Annotated in this window: 16 protein-coding genes and 4 pseudogenes; 11 read left to right on the top strand and 9 right to left on the bottom strand. The window is 58.4% G+C overall.

Annotated features, from left to right (window positions below):
• Window positions 1-30 precede the first annotated feature (30 nt).
• A complete protein-coding gene (locus BVH06_RS03585) occupies window positions 31-315 on the bottom strand; it encodes an Arc family DNA-binding protein (RefSeq protein ID WP_075933225.1) in 285 nt (94 codons plus the stop codon).
• A gap of 144 nt (window positions 316-459) precedes the next feature.
• On the opposite strand from BVH06_RS03585, the pseudogene BVH06_RS03580 reads away from it, so the two are divergent.
• Window positions 460-846 (top strand): annotated as a pseudogene (locus BVH06_RS03580) (RidA family protein).
• Between the two features lie 180 nt (window positions 847-1,026).
• Here BVH06_RS03580 and BVH06_RS26195 read toward each other — a convergent pair.
• The 3 genes and pseudogenes from BVH06_RS26195 to BVH06_RS03570 all read right to left on the bottom strand — a co-directional run bounded on the left by BVH06_RS26195 (window position 1,027) and on the right by BVH06_RS03570 (window position 4,461).
• Window positions 1,027-1,467 carry a methyl-accepting chemotaxis protein gene (locus tag BVH06_RS26195; protein WP_371915263.1) on the bottom strand — a complete coding sequence of 147 codons (441 nt, stop codon included), beginning with the start codon at window positions 1,465-1,467 and terminating at the stop codon, window positions 1,027-1,029.
• A 102-nt stretch (window positions 1,468-1,569) separates the two neighbouring features.
• A pseudogene (locus BVH06_RS26190) lies at window positions 1,570-2,253 on the bottom strand (PAS domain-containing protein); the annotation flags it as partial.
• Between the two features lie 417 nt (window positions 2,254-2,670).
• The gene (locus tag BVH06_RS03570) at window positions 2,671-4,461 is read right to left on the bottom strand and encodes a GGDEF and EAL domain-containing protein (protein ID WP_075933223.1); all 1,791 of its coding nucleotides are present in this window, start codon (window positions 4,459-4,461) and stop codon (window positions 2,671-2,673) included.
• A gap of 259 nt (window positions 4,462-4,720) precedes the next feature.
• On the opposite strand from BVH06_RS03570, the gene BVH06_RS03565 reads away from it, so the two are divergent.
• On the top strand, window positions 4,721-6,640 hold the full coding sequence (locus BVH06_RS03565; protein WP_075933222.1) for an ATP-binding protein: 1,920 nt from the start codon (window positions 4,721-4,723) through the stop codon (window positions 6,638-6,640).
• 223 nt (window positions 6,641-6,863) lie between these two features.
• On the opposite strand, the gene BVH06_RS25245 is transcribed toward BVH06_RS03565, so the two are convergent.
• The 4 genes from BVH06_RS25245 to BVH06_RS03545 form a co-directional block, all read right to left on the bottom strand.
• Window positions 6,864-7,319 (bottom strand): hypothetical protein, encoded by a 456-nt coding sequence (locus BVH06_RS25245; RefSeq protein WP_139315560.1) that lies wholly within the window; start codon window positions 7,317-7,319, stop codon window positions 6,864-6,866.
• 27 nt (window positions 7,320-7,346) lie between these two features.
• Window positions 7,347-7,895, bottom strand: a complete 549-nt coding sequence (locus BVH06_RS03555) for a hypothetical protein (RefSeq protein WP_075933220.1) — start codon at window positions 7,893-7,895, stop codon at window positions 7,347-7,349.
• Window positions 7,896-8,065: 170 nt separating this feature from the next.
• Window positions 8,066-9,253, bottom strand: a complete 1,188-nt coding sequence (locus tag BVH06_RS03550; protein ID WP_075933219.1) for an MFS transporter — start codon at window positions 9,251-9,253, stop codon at window positions 8,066-8,068.
• Between the two features lie 21 nt (window positions 9,254-9,274).
• Window positions 9,275-10,498, bottom strand: a complete 1,224-nt coding sequence (locus BVH06_RS03545) for an MFS transporter (RefSeq protein ID WP_075933218.1) — start codon at window positions 10,496-10,498, stop codon at window positions 9,275-9,277.
• Between the two features lie 133 nt (window positions 10,499-10,631).
• Here BVH06_RS03545 and BVH06_RS03540 point away from each other — a divergent pair, with 133 nt between their 5' ends.
• From BVH06_RS03540 to BVH06_RS03520, 6 genes and pseudogenes are all read left to right on the top strand, one after another.
• Window positions 10,632-11,222 (top strand): TetR/AcrR family transcriptional regulator, encoded by a 591-nt coding sequence (locus tag BVH06_RS03540; protein WP_075930478.1) that lies wholly within the window; start codon window positions 10,632-10,634, stop codon window positions 11,220-11,222.
• A 469-nt stretch (window positions 11,223-11,691) separates the two neighbouring features.
• Window positions 11,692-12,705, top strand: a pseudogene (locus BVH06_RS26135) (PAS domain-containing protein); the annotation flags it as partial.
• Window positions 12,706-12,990, top strand: a pseudogene (locus BVH06_RS26185) (methyl-accepting chemotaxis protein); the annotation flags it as partial.
• A gap of 346 nt (window positions 12,991-13,336) precedes the next feature.
• Window positions 13,337-13,873 carry an RNA polymerase sigma factor gene (locus tag BVH06_RS03530; protein WP_075933217.1) on the top strand — a complete coding sequence of 179 codons (537 nt, stop codon included), beginning with the start codon at window positions 13,337-13,339 and terminating at the stop codon, window positions 13,871-13,873.
• A 3-nt stretch (window positions 13,874-13,876) separates the two neighbouring features.
• Window positions 13,877-14,710, top strand: coding sequence for a FecR family protein (locus BVH06_RS03525; RefSeq protein ID WP_075933216.1), 834 nt, complete (start codon window positions 13,877-13,879; stop codon window positions 14,708-14,710).
• A gap of 210 nt (window positions 14,711-14,920) precedes the next feature.
• Window positions 14,921-17,437: a TonB-dependent siderophore receptor gene (locus tag BVH06_RS03520; protein ID WP_075933215.1), complete on the top strand. Its 2,517-nt coding sequence runs from the start codon at window positions 14,921-14,923 to the stop codon at window positions 17,435-17,437.
• A gap of 242 nt (window positions 17,438-17,679) precedes the next feature.
• Here BVH06_RS03520 and BVH06_RS03515 read toward each other — a convergent pair whose 3' ends face one another.
• Entirely contained in the window at window positions 17,680-18,141 is a 462-nt protein-coding gene (locus BVH06_RS03515) for an Lrp/AsnC family transcriptional regulator (RefSeq protein WP_075933214.1), read from the bottom strand.
• A 217-nt stretch (window positions 18,142-18,358) separates the two neighbouring features.
• On the opposite strand from BVH06_RS03515, the gene BVH06_RS03510 reads away from it, so the two are divergent.
• The 3 genes from BVH06_RS03510 (at window position 18,359) to BVH06_RS03500 (ending at window position 21,425) form a co-directional block, all read left to right on the top strand.
• Entirely contained in the window at window positions 18,359-19,489 is a 1,131-nt protein-coding gene (locus BVH06_RS03510; protein ID WP_075933213.1) for a cysteine desulfurase family protein, read from the top strand.
• A 449-nt stretch (window positions 19,490-19,938) separates the two neighbouring features.
• On the top strand, window positions 19,939-20,667 hold the full coding sequence (locus BVH06_RS03505; RefSeq protein WP_075933212.1) for a GntR family transcriptional regulator: 729 nt from the start codon (window positions 19,939-19,941) through the stop codon (window positions 20,665-20,667).
• Entirely contained in the window at window positions 20,664-21,425 is a 762-nt protein-coding gene (locus BVH06_RS03500; protein WP_075933211.1) for an ABC transporter ATP-binding protein, read from the top strand. Before BVH06_RS03505 ends, BVH06_RS03500 begins: the two co-directional genes overlap by 4 nt.

Here is a 21,425-nt window from a genome sequence, read left to right as displayed (position 1 = left end):
AACTGGCCGGGCCCACGGTTTGCCTATTGCTCAGAGGTTGCCGCTTTTCAGGCCATCGATATAGTCGACTTCAGCCTGCTGCTGAGGCCGTTCGCGCGCTGGCAGTTTGGCGTCGCTGACCTGAGCCTGCAAGGCATCGAGCAGTAGCTTCTGGCGAGTCTGGTTTTCGAGGTGCGCTTCGAGAGCGAGGACCATTTCGGTGTTCATGCTGCTGCGATTGGCGACGGCCAGATCTTCGATGGCCTTGCGCATGCCGTCTGGCAGGCGGATGACGAACTTCTCGGCAGTACGTGAGTTATATCCCGGCTTTTGCATGATGGCCTTTCCTTAGGGGTGATAGCGTTATGACACATCGTGCGCCATTCGTTCAAGAAAGGCGCTGAGCGGCGTCACAGCCTTGCAACGTTCCCCTCAACCCAAATGCGGCCTTCCAGCCGAGCCAGTGTGCGAAGCTGCTCATTGCGCGCGACGCCACCTGTAAACAGACGGCTGACGGTGGACCCAACGGCGAATGGATATCCCCACCTCGCTCAGGTGAACGGCGGTGCCCAGCTGATATTCGTGGCCGGGCAAGGCGGTGAGTTATCGGTATCGTTCGCCGAGCAAGCAAAGCAGGCGCTTGCCAATGTGAAGTCAGCCCTGGCTCACCGAGGCGCCAGCCTGAACAATATTTTCAAGCTGACCTTGCTGATCGTCGATCACTCCGAGGAGAGGCTGCGGGCTTGAGTGGAGGAGGTCGACGGCGCCTGGGGGGGACAGATGAAGCCGGCATGCACGCTCACTACGGCACCCTGCCTTGCACTAGAAGGGATGCAGGTCGAGATAGAGGCCATTGCGACATTGTAAATTTGCTCGTGAGCCACCGCTTCATCGGTAGCTCTATCCCGTGTAGGTGGCGACGGAAAGAGCAGGGCACTTGAATGCGTCCGATTGGTCAGCAGAGAACCTTCGTGGGTGACCGTTTCCGGCCAGATGATCCAATGGTTGAACCCGTCTCCAGTTATGCCTTGGACGGCTGTTCCTGGCCTAGTCTTGAACGGTCTGCCGAAGCTGACCGACTGCACTCACCACTCGCTGTGCCTCTGTACGGATTTCCAGCATGACGTCTCCGGCTTGGCCGGCAAGGCCAACACCTTTTCTCACCTTCTCCTGGCTGCCCAACATGCTCGCAACGGCGCTCTGAGTCAGGTTTTGGTTCAACTGCACAACTTCGTTGATTTCCACGGTAGCCTGGCTGGTTCGAGACGCCAGGTTACGAACTTCATCTGCCACCACGGCGAAGCCCCGCCCAAGTTCGCCCGCTCTGGCAGCCTCAATCGCTGCATTGAGTGCGAGTAAATTGGTCTGATCGGCGATGCCCCTGATGACCTGAACAATACTGTTGATGCGTTCCGATTGTGTACTGAGTGCGCTAATTTGTTCAGATACCTTATCGAGCTCTTCGGAAATTCCGCGAACTACCTGCATCGTCTCATCTACAGTGGCAGCCCCCTTTACCGAGCTCTCATCCGTTTCCCGGGCTATCTCATAGGCCAATTGCGCGGCTTCCGACTCAGCGTTTCGGCGTTCTACCTGCGCGGTGATATCGCTCGCGAACTTAACAACTCCATACAGTTTTCCGGCAACATCATAAAGAGGATTGTAAGTCGCTCTAAGCCATACGACACGGCCATTTTTGGCAACGCGCTTGAAAATTTCGTGTATGTAGTCGCCTTGATTCAAACGCTGCCAAAAACGGCGATAGCCATCGCTGTTAATCTCCGCAGGTTCGCAAAACAGGCGGTGGTGCTTTCCACGAATCTCGTCCAAACGGTAACCCATGGTAGTCAGGAAGTTTTCGTTTGCTTCGAGTACCTCACCGTTCAGATTGAATTCAATTACAGCCATTGAGCGATCGATGGCGGTAAGCAGGCTGGTTTGCTTGTTGTCTGCCTCTATCTGCCTGGTGATGTCGGCTGCGATTTTAATAACGCTCACCACCTGACCCGCGCCGTTATGAACGGGCATATAGGTCGCTTCCAGCCAGATTTCGCGGCCATCTTTGGTAATCCGCATGAAGCGGCTGCTGAAACTTTCACCCTTGGAAAGTCGGCTCCAGAATTGGCGATACTCCGGGCCATTGGCCAAGCTTACAGGGCAAAACATTCGGTGGTGCTGGCCTACCACCTCTTCGAGGTGATAACCCACTACGTTCAGAAATGCCTGATTCGCATCCACGATCTCTCCCGTCGGAGTGAACACAATCATCGCCATGCTGCTGCGAATCGCCGCCATTTTCTGATCAACGTTTTCAAAGCGATTTTTGTATGCTTGCAACTCATTGCGAAGCTGTGAACCGAACATGATGACCTCAATGCAACGGCTTAGGGTGGGTGGAGAATTCTTCTTTCGGAATATCGTTAGAGGTCGTTGAAGGTGCGGATCCATGGACAAAATTATCATCTGAATGCAATCCACCTAGCCTTTGGCACGATGGCCGCTGGCTGTTTTATAGAGGGGCAGCAATCCGCCGTACCTTAGGTTTCGATTACTTTAGAACTCTGACAACGCTGTCTCAGGAAGAAGAGAGATTGCTTCTGACCTCAATTCCCAGAAATTGATCAACCTCAAACCGGTGCTATTTGCCGCGGCGTGAATCCCTTCCAGCCTTTTAGGGAAAAATTAAGTACCTCAGCAATGGTGCTCTGAGAGCCCGCCACCTTTTTTAAACCAGTCAAGAAGGTCGACGGGTGACAATGGCTTGGCGAAGTAATACCCCTGACCTTGCTGACAGCCCCAGCCTCGCAGCAGGTGGTAATGCAACTCTGTTTCAACCCCTTCGGCCACGACGATCAGGCGAAGGTCGCGCACCAGGCTGATCAGGCCACGGATGATGTGCCATTCGCTGTTACCCGGTTGGAGATCAGCCAGCAATGAGCGATCGAGCTTGACGCTGGTTGCCGGGATCTGGCGCAGGTATGCCCAGTTGCTGTAACCACTGCCAAAGTCGTCGATCCCAATGCCCACGCCCAGATCGCGAAAACGTTGCAGCTGAACTCGCACGGTCTCAAAATCGGTTACCAGGACACTCTCGGTGAATTCGAGCTCGACGACTCGTGGTTCCACCTTGAACGCTTGCAGAGCTTCGACCAACTGCTCGAACAGGTGCCCGTCAGTCAGATCCAGTGCCGAGACGTTCAGGGATACGATCATTTCCAAGCCTTGAGCCCGCCAGGCCGATAACTGCTCGCAGACGCGCCGTACCACCCAACTGGTGATATGACGAATCGAGGCGGTAGTTTCAGCCAGCGGGATGAATTCAGCGGGGCTTATCTCACCCAGCGTAGGGTGCGACCACCGTAGCAGTGCCTCGACGGCAACGCACCGGTTGCTGGCCAGATCGACACGAGGTTGGTAGACCAGCCTGAACTGATCAGCGTCGGTAAGTGCCGCTTCGATGTCATTGAGCAGTGCGGTGCTGCGACGCAGGCTCGAATCGATCGCGGGGTCATAGTTGAGCCAACGTCGCTCACTTCGGCGCGCAGCATCGGTGATGCTGGACATCAAGCGCAGGATATCCGTCGGCGCGCCAGCCTCGCTCTCTAGCTGCAGCACGCTGATTCCCACATCAGAGAAAACCGGAATATCCGCACAGTACAGCGGCCGTTCGAACGCATGTACCATGCTGTCGACCAGGCTTGACAGCGACAGTGCTCGGTGGCTGAGCAGCGCGACAAAGCCCAGAGTACCGGAGCGGTACAACCGTGTCCCAACGGGTAGCAACTTCAGGAGCAGCTCTTTGACCGCCAGCATGAAGTGGGTGAAAAACTCGCTCCCGAGCGATTTTGCCAAGCGGTCCATCCCCGTTGCGGAGAGCGGCTCAATAAGGATGGCGACGCGATCGTCCTGCTTGAGCCCCTGCTGAATGTCCGCGTCAAAGCGCTGCCGGTTGGGCAAGCCTGTCATTGGGTCGATGTAGTGCGAGCGATGTATGGATTCCAATCGCGCCACCACCACCTGAGCTGCGTTACGAAGCAGGGTTCGCCCATGCTCGCTCATTGGTGAGTGTGTTTTATGGTCAATAACGCAAAGCCGGCCCAGGCTCCGCCCTGAGCTGATTGTCAGCGGAGCACCTGCGTAATAGCGTATGAACGGAGCACCTGTTACCAATGGATTATCTGAGAAGCGCGGATCAGCGACAGGGTCGCATATCTCCAACACCGCCCCTTCGTCGAGACCGTGGACGCAGAACGACATTTCCCGCGACGTACGTTCAGGCTCCATCCCCACGCGAGCTTTGAAAACTTGATAGTCGCGCTCGATGATGCTGACCAGCGAGGTGGGTACCTTGAAATAGCTGGAGACCATCAACACGATACTGTTAAGGACGGGATCCGAGCCACTCTCCAAATCCGAGGTCAGACGGTCTACATCGACCAATCGTGCGCGTTCTTCTTCGGGCGATAAATTGCACGTGGTCATGTCGGCTACTATGAGTACTAAGGGGCTTGAAAGACTAAAGCTAGGTGTTCATTGAGTGCCTTGAGCTTACCACCTCGTTGTATCCGCACAATTATGGTTGGCCATCAGGCTGTTAGTTAGAAACTATGGGGCTGGATGCTGAACCCTTTAAAGCTGCAGGGACGATTGCCGATAACTAGCTGCGGTGGAAAGCCTCCGCCGTATCGACTGTCGACAATTCGCATCTGCGCTTTCCGACCTGGCCCCAACGGAGCCACATTTGATCAGTATTCTCTCTCGCAGCCTTGAGCTGGTTCGCCGACTGGCGCGCTTCCAGCCAAGCACGCCGGTTCGCTATGCGGGCACTGTCATGGTGATCGCGCTGTGTGGCGCGGTGCGCTTGCAGCTTCCTTTCACGGCACTACCGTACCTGTTTTTCATACCTGGGCTGATGTTCATCGGTTTTTGCTTTGGTATTGGCCCGTCTCTCCTGGGCTGCGTTCTGGCAGTGCTGACCGCCCACTATTTCTTCATTGGCGAGATCGGCTTCAACGATGGTTCGACCGCCTGGCTCAGCAGCGCGAGTTTCGCTTTGGTCACGTTCGGTATGGCCGTTGTCTGCGCCTTGTTCCGAAGAACCCTGAACGCGCTGTCCGATGTCAATGACCGTCTGGAACAGGAGGTCGAGCGTCGTACTCTGGAGCGCGATGGCATCTGGAATGTATCCCCCGACCTGATCTGTACGGTGTCCGAGGACGGGGACATCGTGGCGATGAATCCAGCCTGGCAGACCGAAACCGGGCATACCGACCAAGAACTCAAGGACGGTGCATTTTTCAGCTTCATCTCCCCCTCACAGCTGTCGTTTGCACTGCGCACCCTAGGCAAGGGGGCTATCGCTGAGCTCGATACCCAGGGCTTTCGCGCCAATGGCAAACCGCTGCACCTGAACTGGCGGATTGCGCGCCGACAGGGTCTGTATTTCGCGGTCGCACGGGACATCACCTTGAACAAGGAGCGTCAGGAAGCACTCGAGAAAGTAAGCTCGCAATTGCAGCAAAGCCAAAAGATGGAAGCTGTGGGCCAGCTAACAGGCGGGCTGGCCCACGACTTCAATAACCTGCTGACTGTGATCACCGGCAGCCTGGACATGCTGGAACAGCGTATCGACCAGGGAAATCAGGAGGAGCTGCCTCGCTACCTCGGACTCGCCCGGACTGCGTCCGGTCGCGCTGCCTCGCTGACGCACCGACTGCTGGCCTACGCAAGGCGTCAGCCCTTGGCCAGTTCAGTCGTAGACCTTGCAATGCTGGCTCAGGACATGAGAGAGCTGATCAGCAGAACCCTCACGCCGCGGATAGAACTGGAGATACTCGCACCGGAAAACGCCTTGCTGTGCTTTTGTGACGCCCACCAGCTGGAAAACGCGATACTGAACCTGTGCATCAACGCGCGTGACGCCATGCCCCATGGCGGCCGGCTGCAGATCGAGATCAGCCGCACCCGCATCGATGCCACGCAGGCCACTGCAACCCTGAAGGCCGGGCAATACGCACTTTTGCGCGTGACGGATACCGGAATGGGGATGCCACAAAGCGTGCTCGAGCGTGCGTTCGATCCCTTTTTTACCACCAAACCTCTAGGCTCTGGCACAGGCCTGGGGCTTTCGATGGTGTATGGCTTTGCCCAGCAATCATCCGGTGAGGCCCGCATCGAGTCGGTAATGGGGAAGGGCACTTCGGTAAGCCTTTTCCTGCCGTTGCATCACAGTCAGGCGGCCATTCTCGATGTTGGGCTGCCCACCAGTGATGAGCACGATTTCCCGGTGGATAACGCCAGAGTGCTAGTGGTCGACGACGAGGTTGCCATTCGTGACCTCATCGCCGAGGCGTTGGAGGAGGTGGGTTATCGAGTCACAAAGGTCGAAACCGCTGCACAAGCGCTACTGGAGTTGGCGGGGGAATCTGATGCAGTGTTACTTATCACGGACATCGGCTTGCCCGGTGGCATGAGTGGTGACGAATTGGCTGTGACAGCGCTCGACAGACACCCGACACTCAAAGTGCTGTTCATCTCTGGTTTCGTGGAGAATGCCGTCCCGGCTATTGCCCTAAAAAGTGGCCAGACCGAACTACTGTTGAAGCCGTTTGCCGTAAAAAAACTGAAGACGACTGTTAGGCGTCTTCTGGCCCAGGGCTGAGGCCTCTCAGGTATAGCCCTGGTCAGAGGCTCGGCACGCAAGTGCCTGATGCTTGGCTTGTAGGGGCTCAGGAACGTCAACATCGTCATCAGATCATTTCCAACAACCCTGGCGTTGCCAGCCAGGCTCATTTTGCTGCTGCCTAACAGTCGAGCAAACTGGTGCGCGGGGGATGAAATCCATCTGCTGTCCGCACTGTCAGGGACAAAATGTCCAGCTTCTGTCAGTTATTCATGCCGCGGGTACTGCTCGCACTCAATCGACTCACCAAACTCACACCGGTTACGGCCCTATCAGGGTCGAAACGAATGCTCGTCACCAGACCGATCTGGCGGCGAGCGTAGGCCCGCCCCCGGGCAAGCGTCTGCTGGGGCCCGTCATCATGACGGTTATCGGTGCGATCATTGCGTACGATGGCCTGAAGCTGACTCAAATTGACTGGAGCAAATCCCTCATGGGATTGGTGCTTGCGGCCGTCGGCGTGATCGGCTTTGTCCGCCACTGGAATTTCAACGTCTCCCAGTATGACAAGCTGCAAGAGTGGCGCCGCACTTGGCTTTGCCATGCGTGCGGTACGCGCTTTGAGCCATAATGAACAAGAAAGCCCGCTGATGCGGGCTTTCTTGTTTTGTGTGTCTTTCAGCAGCTCAGTTGAGCTAGAACGCTGCAGTTCCAGCATACGAGCCGCTAGCCAATTCGAGCCTGCTCAAGGACCGCACACCCAGTCGCCCTCAATGGCACGCATCGAACTGTCATTTCGGATGTAGGTGAGGGTCGCGGCAGGGAAGGAGGCCGCTCCGTCAGTTCCAGCTTTCTCAGGCTGATCGGCTTTTTCCTTCAGCTTCACTTCGGCCACCACACGCTCGCCTTTGAACAGGTTTCCATGTTGCATGGAGTCGAACCCACCCGGGGCGTGGACCTTCATCACCTGGTCGCCGAACTTCAGAATCCCCTCTGAGGCACCCTTGGTTGCCACGTTTCCTGCAACGTAAAAGAACGTGCTGCGCCCGGCGGAGAAGGTGCATACAAGCTCTCCCTTAACCGGATTTCCCGTGATGTCGCTTTCGTTAAGGGGCGACAGTTTGGTGCTGGTTGAGACCATCGGAGAGCTGGTAGATATAGCGCCGCTCTCGCTTTCATCATTGGCTACGCAGCCAGCTAAAATCGTGAAACTGGCTACAGCGGTTAGGGCGATGCAGGCGTTGCGATTGATTCGGTTGAGCAAATTGAGCGGATGAAGTGCTGCGTATCGCATGGGAAAAACTGATCCTGGTATTGGGCGCCCACCAATTGAGCGCCCGCTATGGAAGCCGACCCTGAGCAGCTGGATACATTGCTATTAATTCGTGAGTGGTAAGGGCCGCCCTCGCTTTACTGATTCAAGCAATAACCGCATTGGCGATGATCGAATAGGTCTCAGGTTCGTTAGGGGGCATTCTCTGTCCTGTGGAGCCTCAAGGACAAAAGAAGCGCGGCAGTGGCCAATGCGCCAAACACCCAGAGGTTTCCCGTAAGCCCAGTGGTGTCAATCAACTGTCCCCCCATCCACGATCCCAAGGCGATGGCGATGTTGAATGTACCCACGTATAGAGCGGAGGCCGTCTCGATTGCCTGCGGCGCCGCTTTCATCATTAGTGTCATCAGCGAGACCGACACTGCGCCGTAAGTCAGGCCCCATAACAGCAGTGCAATGACTCCTGCAGACGGCTTGTGCCCAAGGCTGAGAAATATTACTGATGTCAGTGCCAATCCGGCTGCGATCACCACCAAAGTCAAGGTCGTATTGCTAGCGGCATTGGTGCCACCTAAAAAATTTCCGGCGAGCCCAGCCGCCCCATAAACGAAAAGTAATGTACCTATCCAACGTGCATCCAGGCCGGATACGTCGAGAAGGAGGGGCTGAACGAATGTAAAGGCAAGAAAGTGTCCGGCCACCAGAAGTACGGTCAGTAGCAGCCCCGTTTGCAGCCTGGGATTACCAAACTGCTCCACGAATTGGCGCGCAGTTGTCGAGCCGATTACGGGGAGCGCTGGGATAACGACAAGGTGCAGCACCAGGATCGATCCGCTCAGGAGGGCCATCAGCGCAAATGCCCAGCGCCATCCCAGATGCTCCCCAACAATCGCGCCGAGTGGCACACCCAGTACCGAGGCCGCAGAAACGCCACCAAATATGATGGACGTCGCCAGGCCGATCGCATTGGCTTGGACGAGCCGGGCCGCGAGTCCTCCAGCAATCGCCCAGATACCCCCCATGCAGAACCCTACCAATGCACGTGCCGCCAGCATCCACGTCATGTTGGGTGCTAAAGCAGACGCGATATTGGCGATCAACAACAGCACCAATAACCCACATAGGATTTTTCGCCGGTCTATGCTCCCAGAGGCGATTACGACCAAGGCTGCAAATGCCGCGGCCAAGAGTGCTGGCAGCGAAATCATCAAGCCGGCCGTTCCATTTGTAGTCTGCAATGCTGCCGCGATGGAGGTTAACAGTCCGACCGGAAGCATTTCTGTAGTCACCACAGCGAAGGTCGCCAAGCCCACTGCGATTACCGCCGGCCACGAGTTCTCTGCAGCAGGTGTTCTGGATGTTTCTGAGCAGATAGCCATGATTCGAATCCTTGAAATCGACTAACTAGAAAGGGTGGAGTCACACTGTCTTGATGGGGTCAGTGCATCGGCGCGGAGTCGCATCCATGCCAGCAGCCCGATGGCCAGCACGGCGGCGCCTGCGCTTAGCGAAAGGTAGAATCCGGCTCTAGCGCTGATCTCATCGACAAGCTGGCCGGATACGGCAGCCCCCAGCGCGACACCAACATTCAGTCCAGCCAACAGCCAAGTCATTCCCTCTGTCAGGTTTTGCTCGGGCACCGAGCGCTCGATCGAAGTCATCGCCACGATCATGGTGGGCGCAAAGAACAGCCCCGCTACAAGCACTGCTACGGCCAGGCTCGGGATGCTCTCTACGGCCATCAGTGGCGCTGTGGTAGCGGTGGTGGCCAGAGTACCCAACAGCAGTTGGCGGTGAAGCGGGGCTTTTAGCTGAAGGGCGCCGAAAACCAGTCCTGATACACAGGAACCGATGGCATAGGCTGACAACACGAAGCTGGCCGCCGCAGGACGGTCGAGGTCCTGCGCGAAGGCCACACTGACTACATCAACTGTCCCGACGATTACACCCATGGCCACCATCAATAAGGTCAGGAGCCGTACGCTCGCCATTCGAATGACAGATCGCGAATGTTCATGTGATTCCTGGGGCTGAGCTGGTGGCTCCGTGGCTCGCTGTGCAGAGAGCGCGGACGCACCGAGCAGCAAAATCAGTGCAGCGACAACCAAGGCTGCCTGCGGCTGAACCATGACCGATAAGCCCACGGACAACGGCGGGCCAACAATGAAGGTCACTTCATCGAAGACCGTCTCAAGCGAGTAAGCAGCTTGCAGACGGGGCTGGCCCCGATACAGCCATGACCAGCGAGCCCGCAACATCGCCGACATGCTCGGCATGAAACCGGCCAAAAGCGCGCCGATGAAGAGGCTCCAATAGGGCGCTCCATAGAACGAGCAACTGATGAGCGTCAGCAATCCAGTGACGCTGATGAAGGTTGCTACACGAAGCACACGACGCTGCCCATGCTGGTCGACCAAGCGTGAGATCTGCGGTGATACCAGGGCGTAAGTGAGCACGAAAGTGGCTGACACCATTCCAGCCAGTGCGTAGCTGCCGTATTGCTGGGACAACATTGTGATAATGCCAATACCCGTCATAGGCAGGGGTACTCGAGCAATCAATCCCGCGAGCGTGAAAGCCTTGGTGCCGGGTGCTTGGAAAAGTTCGCGATAGGGGGTAGCCATCAAGCCCTCCATGGAGCCAGCTTGCAAAAGCATCGCAGTGGGATGGAAAATACATACGAGGTGTATGAATAAGATCGTATATACATACGTCGCGTATGTAAACAGTCGTGCATTCCGTATGTAAGGAGTTTTGATGGCTCGCCGAACTCGCGCCGAGATGGAACAGACCCGGGCCACGCTGTTGGCCACGGCACGAAAGGTATTCAGCGAGTGCAGCTATGCTGATACCTCAATGGATGACCTGACTGCCCAGGCAGGTCTTACCCGCGGCGCGCTATACCACCACTTCGGTGACAAAAGGGGGTTACTGGCCGCGGTGGTTGAGCAGATCGACGCGGAAATGGATGCTCGCCTGCGAGCCATCTCCAACAATGCTGCTGATCCCTGGGAAGGTTTCAGAGAACGCTGCCAGGCCTACTTGGAAATGGCGCTTGAACCGGAAATCCAACGTTTGGTTCTGCGAGATGCCAGATCTGTCCTTGGCGGGGCTTCGCCCGAGGCGCAACGGCATTGCATCGAGTCCATGCAACGCTTGATCGAAGGTCTGATTGAGCAGGGTGTTGTTGCTGAAGCGGATGCCGAGGCTTTGGCATCGCTGATTTATGGCAGTTTGTCCGAGGCGGCGTTCTGGATTGCCGAGCGAGAGAGCTCCAAGCGATTGGAACGAGGAATCAGCGCTCTGGATCTTCTGCTGCGCGGATTATTAGTACGGACTTCAAAGTAGCAGCCGAGTCGACCGAACCACAGTGCTGTGCTCGCCAATGCCTTGATGGTCGAGGGGCGACGGCTGGCCATTCGACATCGCCTCGGGCGCATGCACGCAGGTGCGGCGCACTCAGCATCAGTTACAGCTAGCTCGAATCGCTGTAATAAGTGCGGCCAGACTGAATTGCTGCTCAAGCCCTTCTCCGTGATGGAGCTGAAGGGGGTAGTTCAGCGCTTGCTATCCGGGCGCTGAGCCTGCTTGCCATTTCAAGGCTGAGCTGCAAAGTCGGTTAGCGATGTCGCACGCGCTGCCCGCGAAGTTCGATATCATAATGATGGCAAAAAAGGCGCAACCTTTCCGCTGCCGCGTCAGTCCTATCCGACGCTGACAGCTCATCTATCTCCGGCACAGCGTTGCCAGCCAGCTGAAAAGCACCCCCGTTCGCCATGGATTCGGCATTTCTAGCATTTCCTCCGAGTACCGAACCATGCTCCATCTCTTTCGTCCGCGCAGTGAGCTCCAGGCTCTCAAGCAACTGAGCGCTTCGCTCCCGATCTCCGCCAAAGGCGCGGCCAGCCGTAGGGCCGCCAACTGGGTAGAAGTGCAGCGTGAATGGACCTCACGCGAACAGAAAGCTGTGCAGAATGACGCACGCATTGCCGAGCTTGAACGCGAGCTGGCGGCCGCGCGGCGCATGTTGGCTGAAGCAGATGCTGGCGCGCGCGCCTCAGAGACGCGCTTCGATCTGGTCAACAGAGCTTCCAGCGAAGGTCTCTGGGATATGGAGGTGGTAGCAGGGGACCCAGTGAACCCGCGCAACCAGTTTTGGTGGTCGCCGCAGCTCAGGGCCATGCTGGGTTTTCGTGATGAGCGAGACTTTCCCAACGTACTGGCCAGCTGGGCCGACCGCCTGCATCCCGAGGACAAGGCGGCGACGCTGGATGCCTTCGCTCGGCACTTGAACGACAAGTCCGGCATGACCCCTTATCGGGTCAGAAATCGCCTGGCCATGAAGGATGGCACCTACCGCTGGTTCTTCGCCCAGGGCGAAACCCTTCGTGATAGCCGTGGCGTACCGCTGCGTGTCGCCGGGGCGCTACGGGATATCCACGATGAGCTGCAGCGTGAGGAGGAGCACGATGTAATCATCACTCGCTTCGAGCTTGCCCGAGAAATGCTCTCGGACGGCCTCTGGGACATGGAGGTGATCGCCGGTGACCCGGTCAACCCGAAGAACCCGTTCTGGTGGTCGCCGCAGTTCCGTCGCCTACTGGGCTTCGAGACGATTGAGGAGTTCCCTGATGTGTTGGACAGCTGGGCATCGCGCTTGCATCCAGAGGACAAGGCCTACAGCCTCGAAGCGTTCCAGGCCCACCTGAACGACCGTTCAGGCAAGACGCCTTTCGACATCGAATACCGCTTGAAGATGAAGAGCGGAGAGTACCGCTGGTTCCGGGCTCGCGGGCAGACCAAGCGTGACGCCGCAGGCGCGCCGCTGCGTGTGGTCGGTGCCTTGGTGGACGTTGATCTCGAGCATCAGCAGAACGCCATGCGCGAGACCGAGGCAGCTCACCAGCGCAGTCTGGAAGCCAACATCGTGAAGCTCACGCAGATTGTCGGCACCATCCAGAGCATTGCTAGCCAGACCAACTTACTCGCGTTGAACGCGGCGATCGAGGCGGCCCGAGCCGGGGAGGCGGGAAGAGGTTTCGCTGTGGTGGCCGATGAGGTGCGAAAGCTAGCGACCCGGACGACGGAAGCCACCGAGCAGGCGGCGCAGATGATGCGTTCCTGATCGGCAAGCGTTGCCGGGTGAATCGACGACTGCCTAGTTTCCTGCTGATCGGCTTTGATGGGGCCTGTCGCAGAAAACGTCGTGGCCGCCATGCTCAAGCGCACGCAGAACATGGACGGTCATCTTCTGGCCGAGGACCATCGTCGCGCGGGCGCTTAGATTGCCCAAAAGCAGGGCGGCGATGCTTCTGAAATCTGATCAAGCGAGCGAAAAAACGAAATTCACTTCCGTAGGACCATGCATGTTTGCAAAGGCCGAAATCAAGGTCTGCCCAGGATAGGCAACTGCGGGTGTTTATATATAATGCGACTCACTTTCAGTTAGCCGCATTCTTCTCATGGCCAAGTCTCCTCCCAGTTCGGAACTCATCAGCGCTCTGGCGCTGCACTACGATGACTTGGTCGCCTATATTCGTCGGCGCTTTCACGGCAGCCAATTCGCCCGAGATGTAGTACACGACGTTTGCCTGCAGCTACTGGAGAAGCCACCCCAGCAGGCGGTCAAGCTGCCGTTCGCTTTCTTGCGCCGTACATCCTTCAATCGCGCCATCGACCGTCGGCGTGCGGACATCACCCGTGACGCCTATTTCGAGCCGACTGCCGACGTACCCGATTTGCATGTGCATGGGCTCGACGGTGCGGCGGCGCTGGATTTCGAACAGCAACTCGAGGCGCTGTTGGCCATCATCGATGCGCTGCCGGCCCGGGCGCGACAAGTCTTTCTGCTGCACCGCATCCACGATATGCCACAGCGTGATATCGCTGACGAGCTGGGCATTTCGGTAAACATGGTCACTCAACATTTCGCCCGAGCTATGCGCGGCATCGCCCAGAACTGGGAACCGGCGCGCCAAGCCCTGGCAGGACGTCGCTGAGTCATGGCTGAACCCCACCGCCCTGATGGCAATGACCCGCTGACGCCATTCGAGCAGGCACTGCGCAATCGAGTGCCGTCTCGCGAAGCGCTGCTGGCGGAGGCCAAGGCGCAGACGGCCCGCCAGCGGCGGCGTAAGCAACTGCTCGGCGGTAGCCTTTCGCTAGTTGCAGTGGCTGCGTTGCTATGGGCCGTCGATCCGGCCTGGCATAGCGACGAGATTCGTACGGCCTACGGCCAGCGTGACCATTTGCTGATGGCCGACGGCAGCCGGATCGCCCTCAATAGCGCGACCCATCTGCGTATCGAACAGCGCTTGCGCAGCCGGCAATTCGAGCTGCTGGACGGCGAGGCGACCTTCACCGTGGCGCCGGGCGACAAGCCCTTCATCGTGCGCAGCCAGGGCGTGGCGGTGCGCGACATCAGCACTGTGTTCAACGTGCGCAGCGACAGCCGCGGGGTGGCTGTCGCCGTCATTGACGGCGCGGTGGACGTATCGACGGCTCAGGCTGCACCGCAGCGCCTGAATGGTGGCCAGCAACTGCTGGCCAGTGGCGAGCGGCTGGGCTCTGTGACCTCGCTCGACCCGCTCCGCGCGACCGCATGGCAGCAGGGCAAGCTGCGCTTCGATGGCACACCGTTGCGTGACGTGCTCGCCGATATCCGCCGTTACCGCCAGGCACCGATTCGCCTGGCCGATCCGCGTCTTGGCGAGCTGCGGGTGTCCGGCGAGTTCGACAGTGCGGCGGTGGAATCACTGATCGACCTGTTGCCGGCCATCCTGCCGGTGATGCTCAGCCGCGGTGGCGATGGCAGCGTTGTGGTGAGCGGGCGATAGAGAAACAAGCGTTCTGCGAACTACCGTGTGAGCGCAATGGGCGCTAAATCACGGGCATGCCCCGTTCCTATAAATCGGACCCGTGTTCGCTCTCGCCACAGTGCTATCAACAATAAACGAGAATTTTTCACATTCCGACCTCAACATCCCGCGACGCTCATCCGCCTTCTCCCGTGAACGTCATTTCTGATCGCGTCATTGGGGAGCTCCATGAACAACAACGCACCATCGCGCCGCTCGAGGTTTGGCCGGCTGTCACTGTTGACTGCCAGCATCCTGCTGGCTTCCAGCCTGCATGCCCAAGAGGCCAGGCACAGCGTCAATTTGTCCGCCCAGCCGCTGGACCAGGCGCTCAATGCCCTGGCCGAACAGACCGGCACGCGCATACTGTTCGCCACCGATAGCGCCGAAGGCCTGCGGGCTCCAGCGTTGAGTGGCGAGCTGAGCGTCGAGCAGGCCTTGCAACAGCTGCTACGCGGCTCGGTCCTGAGCGTGGAGAAAACGGCAGATGGCAGCTTTGTGGTGGCCGAACCGGTTTCAGCGAGCAATGCACTGGATCTTGGCGCGACGCTGATTCAGGGGCAGGGCATGGGGGAGGCCACCGAGAATAGCGGTTCCTACACCACAGGCCTGGTCAGCGTGGGTTCCAAGACGCCGGTCAGCCTCAAGGATACGCCACAGGCGGTATCGATCATCAGCCAGCAGATGATCGAGGACCAACGCATGACGGCCTTGGCCGACGCGATGAAGTGGACACCCGGCATCACGCTACGCAATGCCAACTACAACACCCTGGCGTTCTACTCCCGCGGCTTCGGCATCGACAACTTGCAGATCGACGGCGCCGCGCCCATGGATATCGGTACTGGCGTGGGTACCTTTTACAGTGAGCGGCAGTACGACATGGCGGCCTACGATCATGTCGAGGTGCTGCGAGGCGCCAGTGCACTGCTGGGCGGTAGCGGCGATCCAGGCGCCATCGTCAATCTGGTACGCAAGCGCCCGCTGGACAGTTACCAACTCAAGTTCAATACCTCCGCCGGCTCCTGGGACAACTACCGCAGCGAGGTCGACCTGACCGGCCCGTTGGGATTCGAAGGCCGCTTGCGTGGTCGTGCCGTGGCAGCCTACACCGATCGCCAGTATTTCATGGACAACCGCAGCACCGAGAAGCCCTTCCTGTATGGCATCGTCGAAGCCGATCTGACCGACGACACCCTGCTGACTCTCGGCGGCAGCTACGACAAGGTAAAAGAAAATGGCACGGGTGACGGCTTGCCGCGTTACAGCACTGGCGGTGACCTGAAGTTGCCGCGGCACCGTTGGTTCACCAACAACCGTGCGTGGAGCGACAGTGAATCTCGAGAGTGGTTCGCCAAGCTCGATCACCACTTCAACGAGGATTGGACACTCAATACTTCCTACACCCACTCCTTCAATACGGCCAGCACCGAGGGCATCATCCCCTACGGTTCGGTGGATGAAACAACGGATACCGGCACCTACTGGTGGGGCAGCTACGTGTCCAGCTGGAGCAAGCAATCGGTATTCGATGTGAATCTCTCTGGGGGTTTCGAGGCCTTCGGCCGTCGGCATGAATTGCTGTTGGGGGCCGATTACCAGAAAGTCACCAGCCGCTGGCGCGCGGCGCTGGGCGTGAACGGCAAGGGTGGGTTGATTGACCTGTGGAATCCGAGCGCTACTCCGCTGCCGGACACTGGAACGAGCCGTGGTTTCTGGCGTGACTACGCTCCCAACACCCGAGAGCAATATGGGGCGTATTCGACCCTGCGTCTGCAACTCACCGATCCCCTCAAGCTAGTGCTGGGCGCGCGAGCCCAGCGCTACAAGTTCGAGCATGCATACAGTACGGCTGCCAATACCGATGGCACGGGTGGCTGGACGACGGATGACCCAGTGCACGATCGAGTGGGGACGACGCTGATCCCTTACGGAGGCGTGATCTATGCCCTCAATGACGAATGGTCGGCCTATGCCAGCTATTCGCAAATGTTCAAACCGCAATCGCTGAGCATGCAGGCGCCCGAGGATGCACCGACCTCCATCGAGCCCATGACAGGGAAGGCCTACGAAACTGGCCTGAAGGGCGAGTTGTTCGGGGGCGCGATGAACGTCAGCGCCGCGCTGTTCTACATCACCCGTGAGAATCAGGCAGTGACGGACCCTGCCTATCCCAATCCACCGTTCGGCTATAGCGGATCCTGCTGCTTCCTCGCTCAGGACAAGATCACCAGCAAGGGCATCGACCTGGAAGCCAGTGGGGAAATTGCGCCAGGTTGGCAATTGCTGGCCGGCTACACCTATAACCAGGTGCGCAATGACACTGAGTCGACGTTGCACAGCACGATCACGCCCAAGCACATGCTCAAGCTGTGGAGCGTCTATACCCTGCCAGGTTCTCTCTCGGATTGGCGCGTCGGCGGTGGTGTAACGGCAACCAGTCCTACCTACGTATCGGGCAAGGCATATCGTTTCGATAATGCTGGTAATGCCGTCGATAGCCATGACTACGACTTCAGTCAATCGGGCTACGCGCTCTACGATGCGATGGTCGAGTACGACATAGATGAGAATTGGACCGTGGCCCTCAATGGTCGCAATCTTCTCGATCGTACCTATTACGCCAGTGTCGGTACCTCCGAATACGGCAATTACTACGGTGAGCCACGCAACTTCACACTGACCTTACGTGGAACCTTCTGGTAAGCGGGCAATTATGCTGTGACGCCCGCCGTGAACAGCGGGCGTATTGCTCGGCGTACCCAACGGGCCGACGACACAGCACCTGGTGAGCTAAGTGAATCGCGAGCACGGCTGTTCGCAGTTAATGGTCAATGGCGCATACCCCTTGTGGCAGCGGATGCGATCCCTGGGCTTTGCATGGCTACCAGGGCCTGGATCTCAGGCTCGGTAAGTGACAACCGACTGGTGCAATTATTCACTTCGGGCTAGATACCGGCAGGCAGGGGCAGGGCGGTAGTGGACTTGATACGCTCCATGGCAAAACTGGAGCTGATATCCGCGATGCCGGGTATCTCAATCAGCCGCTTGTAAACCGCGTCGTAGCCTTCGATGTCCGGTACGACCACACGCAGCAGGTAATCGGTGACGCCAGCCAGCCGGTAGAAGTCCACCACTTCGTCAATGGCCGACACCTTGTCATGAAACTGCTTGAGCCAGTCGGCATTGTGCTGATTGGTGCGCACGAAGGCGAAAACCGTGACCGGAACACCGACCTGGCGCGGCTCCAGCAGCGCCACCCGCGCGCGAATCACCTTGCTCTCTTCCAGCTTTTGAACGCGTCGCCAGCAGGCGGTGTTGCTCAGGCCTACGCGCTCGGCCATTTCGCCCAGCGCGAGGGTGCAGTCGTGCTGCAGAAGACTGAGGATGGCGTGATCGAACTTATCCATGGTGTAGCTCGTTAAGATGATTGAGGAATAACCAAAGCACTTAATCAAATATTATTGGAAATAAATTCCGTTGAAATGATTTTTAGTGGAATTAAATTTCTTTTTTGCTTGAAGGTAGCAGCTAAATATCAAATTTATTCTTGTACCTTTCCCCTAGCATATTCGCTCTGATCCGCCGCTTTAGGTGGCGTTTTTTCGACCCAGAAGGCCGTATCCCATGACAGAGCGCTATTTCGACTACGCTGCCACCACTCCTATCGATGATGTCGTGATTCAGGACATGCTGGCCCACATGGGGCGCAAGACGATTTTCGGCAACCCGGCGTCATCCTCGCATTCGTTTGGGCAACGGGCACGTGTTGCAGTAGAGACGGCGCGTCGGCAGGTTGCCGAATTGGTCGGCACTACTGCCGATAACCTGGTGTGGACCTCGGGTGCTACCGAATCCAACAATCTGGCGCTCAAAGGCGTGGCAGCCGCAACAAAGGGACGCCGGCATATCGTGACCAGTAGCCTGGAACACAAGGCTGTGCTCGATACTGCCCGGCAGCTGGAGCTAGAGGGCTTCGACGTCACCTGGTTGCAGCCCGATGGTGATGGACTGATCCAGCCTGATGCGGTCGCCGCAGCGTTGCGTGACGACACCCTGCTGGTGTCGCTGATGCGCGTCAACAACGAGCTCGGCACCCTGACCGACATTGCAGCGATCGGCGAGCGGGTTCGCCAGCGTGGCGCGCTGTTTCACGTGGACGCCGCCCAGGCTACCGGCAAGGTGAAGATCGATCTGTCCCATCTGGCGGTGGATTTGATGTCGTTTTCGGCGCACAAGACCTATGGCCCCAAAGGCATTGGCGCACTCTACGTGGGGGAGCGTGCGCGCCCGCTGGTACAAGCACAGATTCATGGTGGTGGCCATGAACAGGGCCTGCGCTCCGGCACCCTGGCCCCTCACCAGATCGTGGGCATGGGCAGCGCGTTCGCATTAGCAAATGAGGTAATGGACGAGGAGAACCGGCGTATCGCGCAGCTCAGCGTGCAAATGCGCGAAGGCTTACTAAACCTTCCCGGCGTGCAGCTCAATGGCTGTGGTACCCAACGTGTGCCGCACACGTTAAATCTGCGCATCGATAACCCCTGGTTCAATGTCGAAAGTCTGAGCCGTAGCCTGGCTTTTTCGTCCACGTCGGCGTGCAATTCGGCCAGCAATGCGCCGTCTCACGTGCTTCTCGCGCTGGGCCTGGATGCAACCCAGGCTTATCGCAGCATCCGTCTGAGCCTGGGGCGCTACACCACGCTCGAGGATGTCGAGGTTGCCACGGATGCGATTCGGCAGTGCCTGCCGCAGTGATGCGCTGAGCAGCGCTTCACGCTGCTCTTGTGCCGTTCGAGCGCCGTACCCATCAGCCATGTCGTGACGGCAGCGGCGCGCCAAGTCTTCACACGAGAACGCCTGGCAGACGTATCGCAGTCGTGTCCGTCAGGCGCATCGGTTGCTGGCGCTCAGGTTGCGCCGACCGCGCACACCTAAAAAATATGGCTATCAGACGCTGCCTGGAGGCGGCCCTGAGGGTGGTGAGGGCATGCTCAACCAAAGCTTCAGGCCGCGCACGATAAGGCTCCTAGCGGTTTTTATATACGCTAAAGTTTTCTTGAGAAGCTCAGTCTATACCTCCCGTTTATATATATAGCGGAATTAATTCGTTCGAAATCGACCTCTTCTAGTCTAGGTTAGCGGCTATCCGTAGGCACCACAGGCCGGCCCTGTGAGCTGCTCACTGCCACTTGATAGGCTGCCGAATGTCGTTATCCATTGCATCATCTTCCCAGCCAGTCGACACCACCAGTCAGGGTGATTCGGCTTACGCTCGCATTCGTCGCGACATCCTCTCCTGCCGGCTGATGCCCGGTGCGTTGATGACCGAGCCAGGGTTGATGGAGGCCTATGGAATTGGCAAGAGCAGCTGCCGCATCGCCCTTACTCGCCTGGCCCACGAAGGCTTCATTCAGTCGCTGCCACGTAAGGGCTATCAGGTTGCGCCGGTGACGGTGAAGGATGTCGAGGAAGTGTTCACCCTGCGCGTGCAGCTTGAGCCGCTGGCGGCTCGTCTGGCGGTCGGCCGCGTCGACATCGAGCGCCTTCGCGTGTTGGAGGCAGCTTGCCGGGTACGCCACCCGGTGCCGCTGCCTGATCAGATCGACGTGTTCATGGACGCCAATAAGGCATTCCACCTGGAGATCGCCAGAGCTGCGGGTAATGAGCGTCTGTTGCGCACACTGTCCGGCCTGATGGACGAGATGACTCGCCTGGTAGCACTGGGCTTCAACGTCCAGGGCACCAAACCCGAGATCAAGCATGATCACAACGCGATGATCGCCGCGTTCGAAGACGGCGACGGCAAGCGCGCCGAGCTGATTGCCCGCCGGCACATCGAGACCTTTCAGGCCATGACGCTGGAAAAGGTCTATGCCAGCCTCAGCGAAGCCGGCGCGTCGCTGCCACTGTTGGCCGCGAGATTGGCCCGATGAACGCGGCGCTGCAGCAGCACCTTTCGACAGCGGCGATCAGCCTGCAGGGCGTGGGCAAGCGCTTCGATGCACTCGAGGTGCTGCGTGATATTTCCTTCGACGTCGGGCAGGGCGAAATAGTCGCGCTGCTGGGCACGTCGGGGTGCGGCAAGAGCACCTTGCTCAACATCGTCTCCGGGCTGTTGGCTGAGGATCAGGGGCAGCTTCGCCTCTTTGGTGAAAGCGTGGCGGCGTTCAGTGACTGGCGACGCATCGCCTATCTGTTTCAGGAGGATCGTCTGCTGCCCTGGCGCACCGTACAGGCCAATGTCGCCTTTGGGCTGGAGGGCATCGGCATCGCTAAGGCGGAACGTGACCAGCGCGTTGCCGAAGTGTTACGTCTGGTGGGGCTGGAGGCCTTTGCGAAAGCCTGGCCGCATCAGTTGTCTGGCGGCATGCGCAGCCGCGTGGCCCTGGCGCGCAGCCTGGTGGTCAAGCCCCAGGTGTTGCTGATGGACGAGCCGTTTTCAAAACTCGATCCGCAGACCCGCAGTCAGATGCACGATGAGCTGCTGCGCCTGCAGGCACTCACCGGGATGACGGTGCTGTTCGTCACCCATGAGGTGGAGGAGGCCGTGGTCCTGGCTGACCGGGTGGTGGTACTGGAGCCGCGCCCCGGTCGCATTCGCGCGATTCATTCGATGGCCTTGCCGCGCCCGCGCGTGCCCACCGAGCCCGCCGTCAGTGAGCAGGTTCGCCGCCTGCGCCTGGAGGTCTGA

The sequence above is a fragment of the Pseudomonas sp. PA27(2017) genome (genome assembly GCF_001945445.1).
GTDB lineage: Bacteria > Pseudomonadota > Gammaproteobacteria > Pseudomonadales > Pseudomonadaceae > Aquipseudomonas.
Note: the sequence above shows the minus strand (reverse complement) of the source record. Positions and strands in the feature narration are given on the sequence as shown.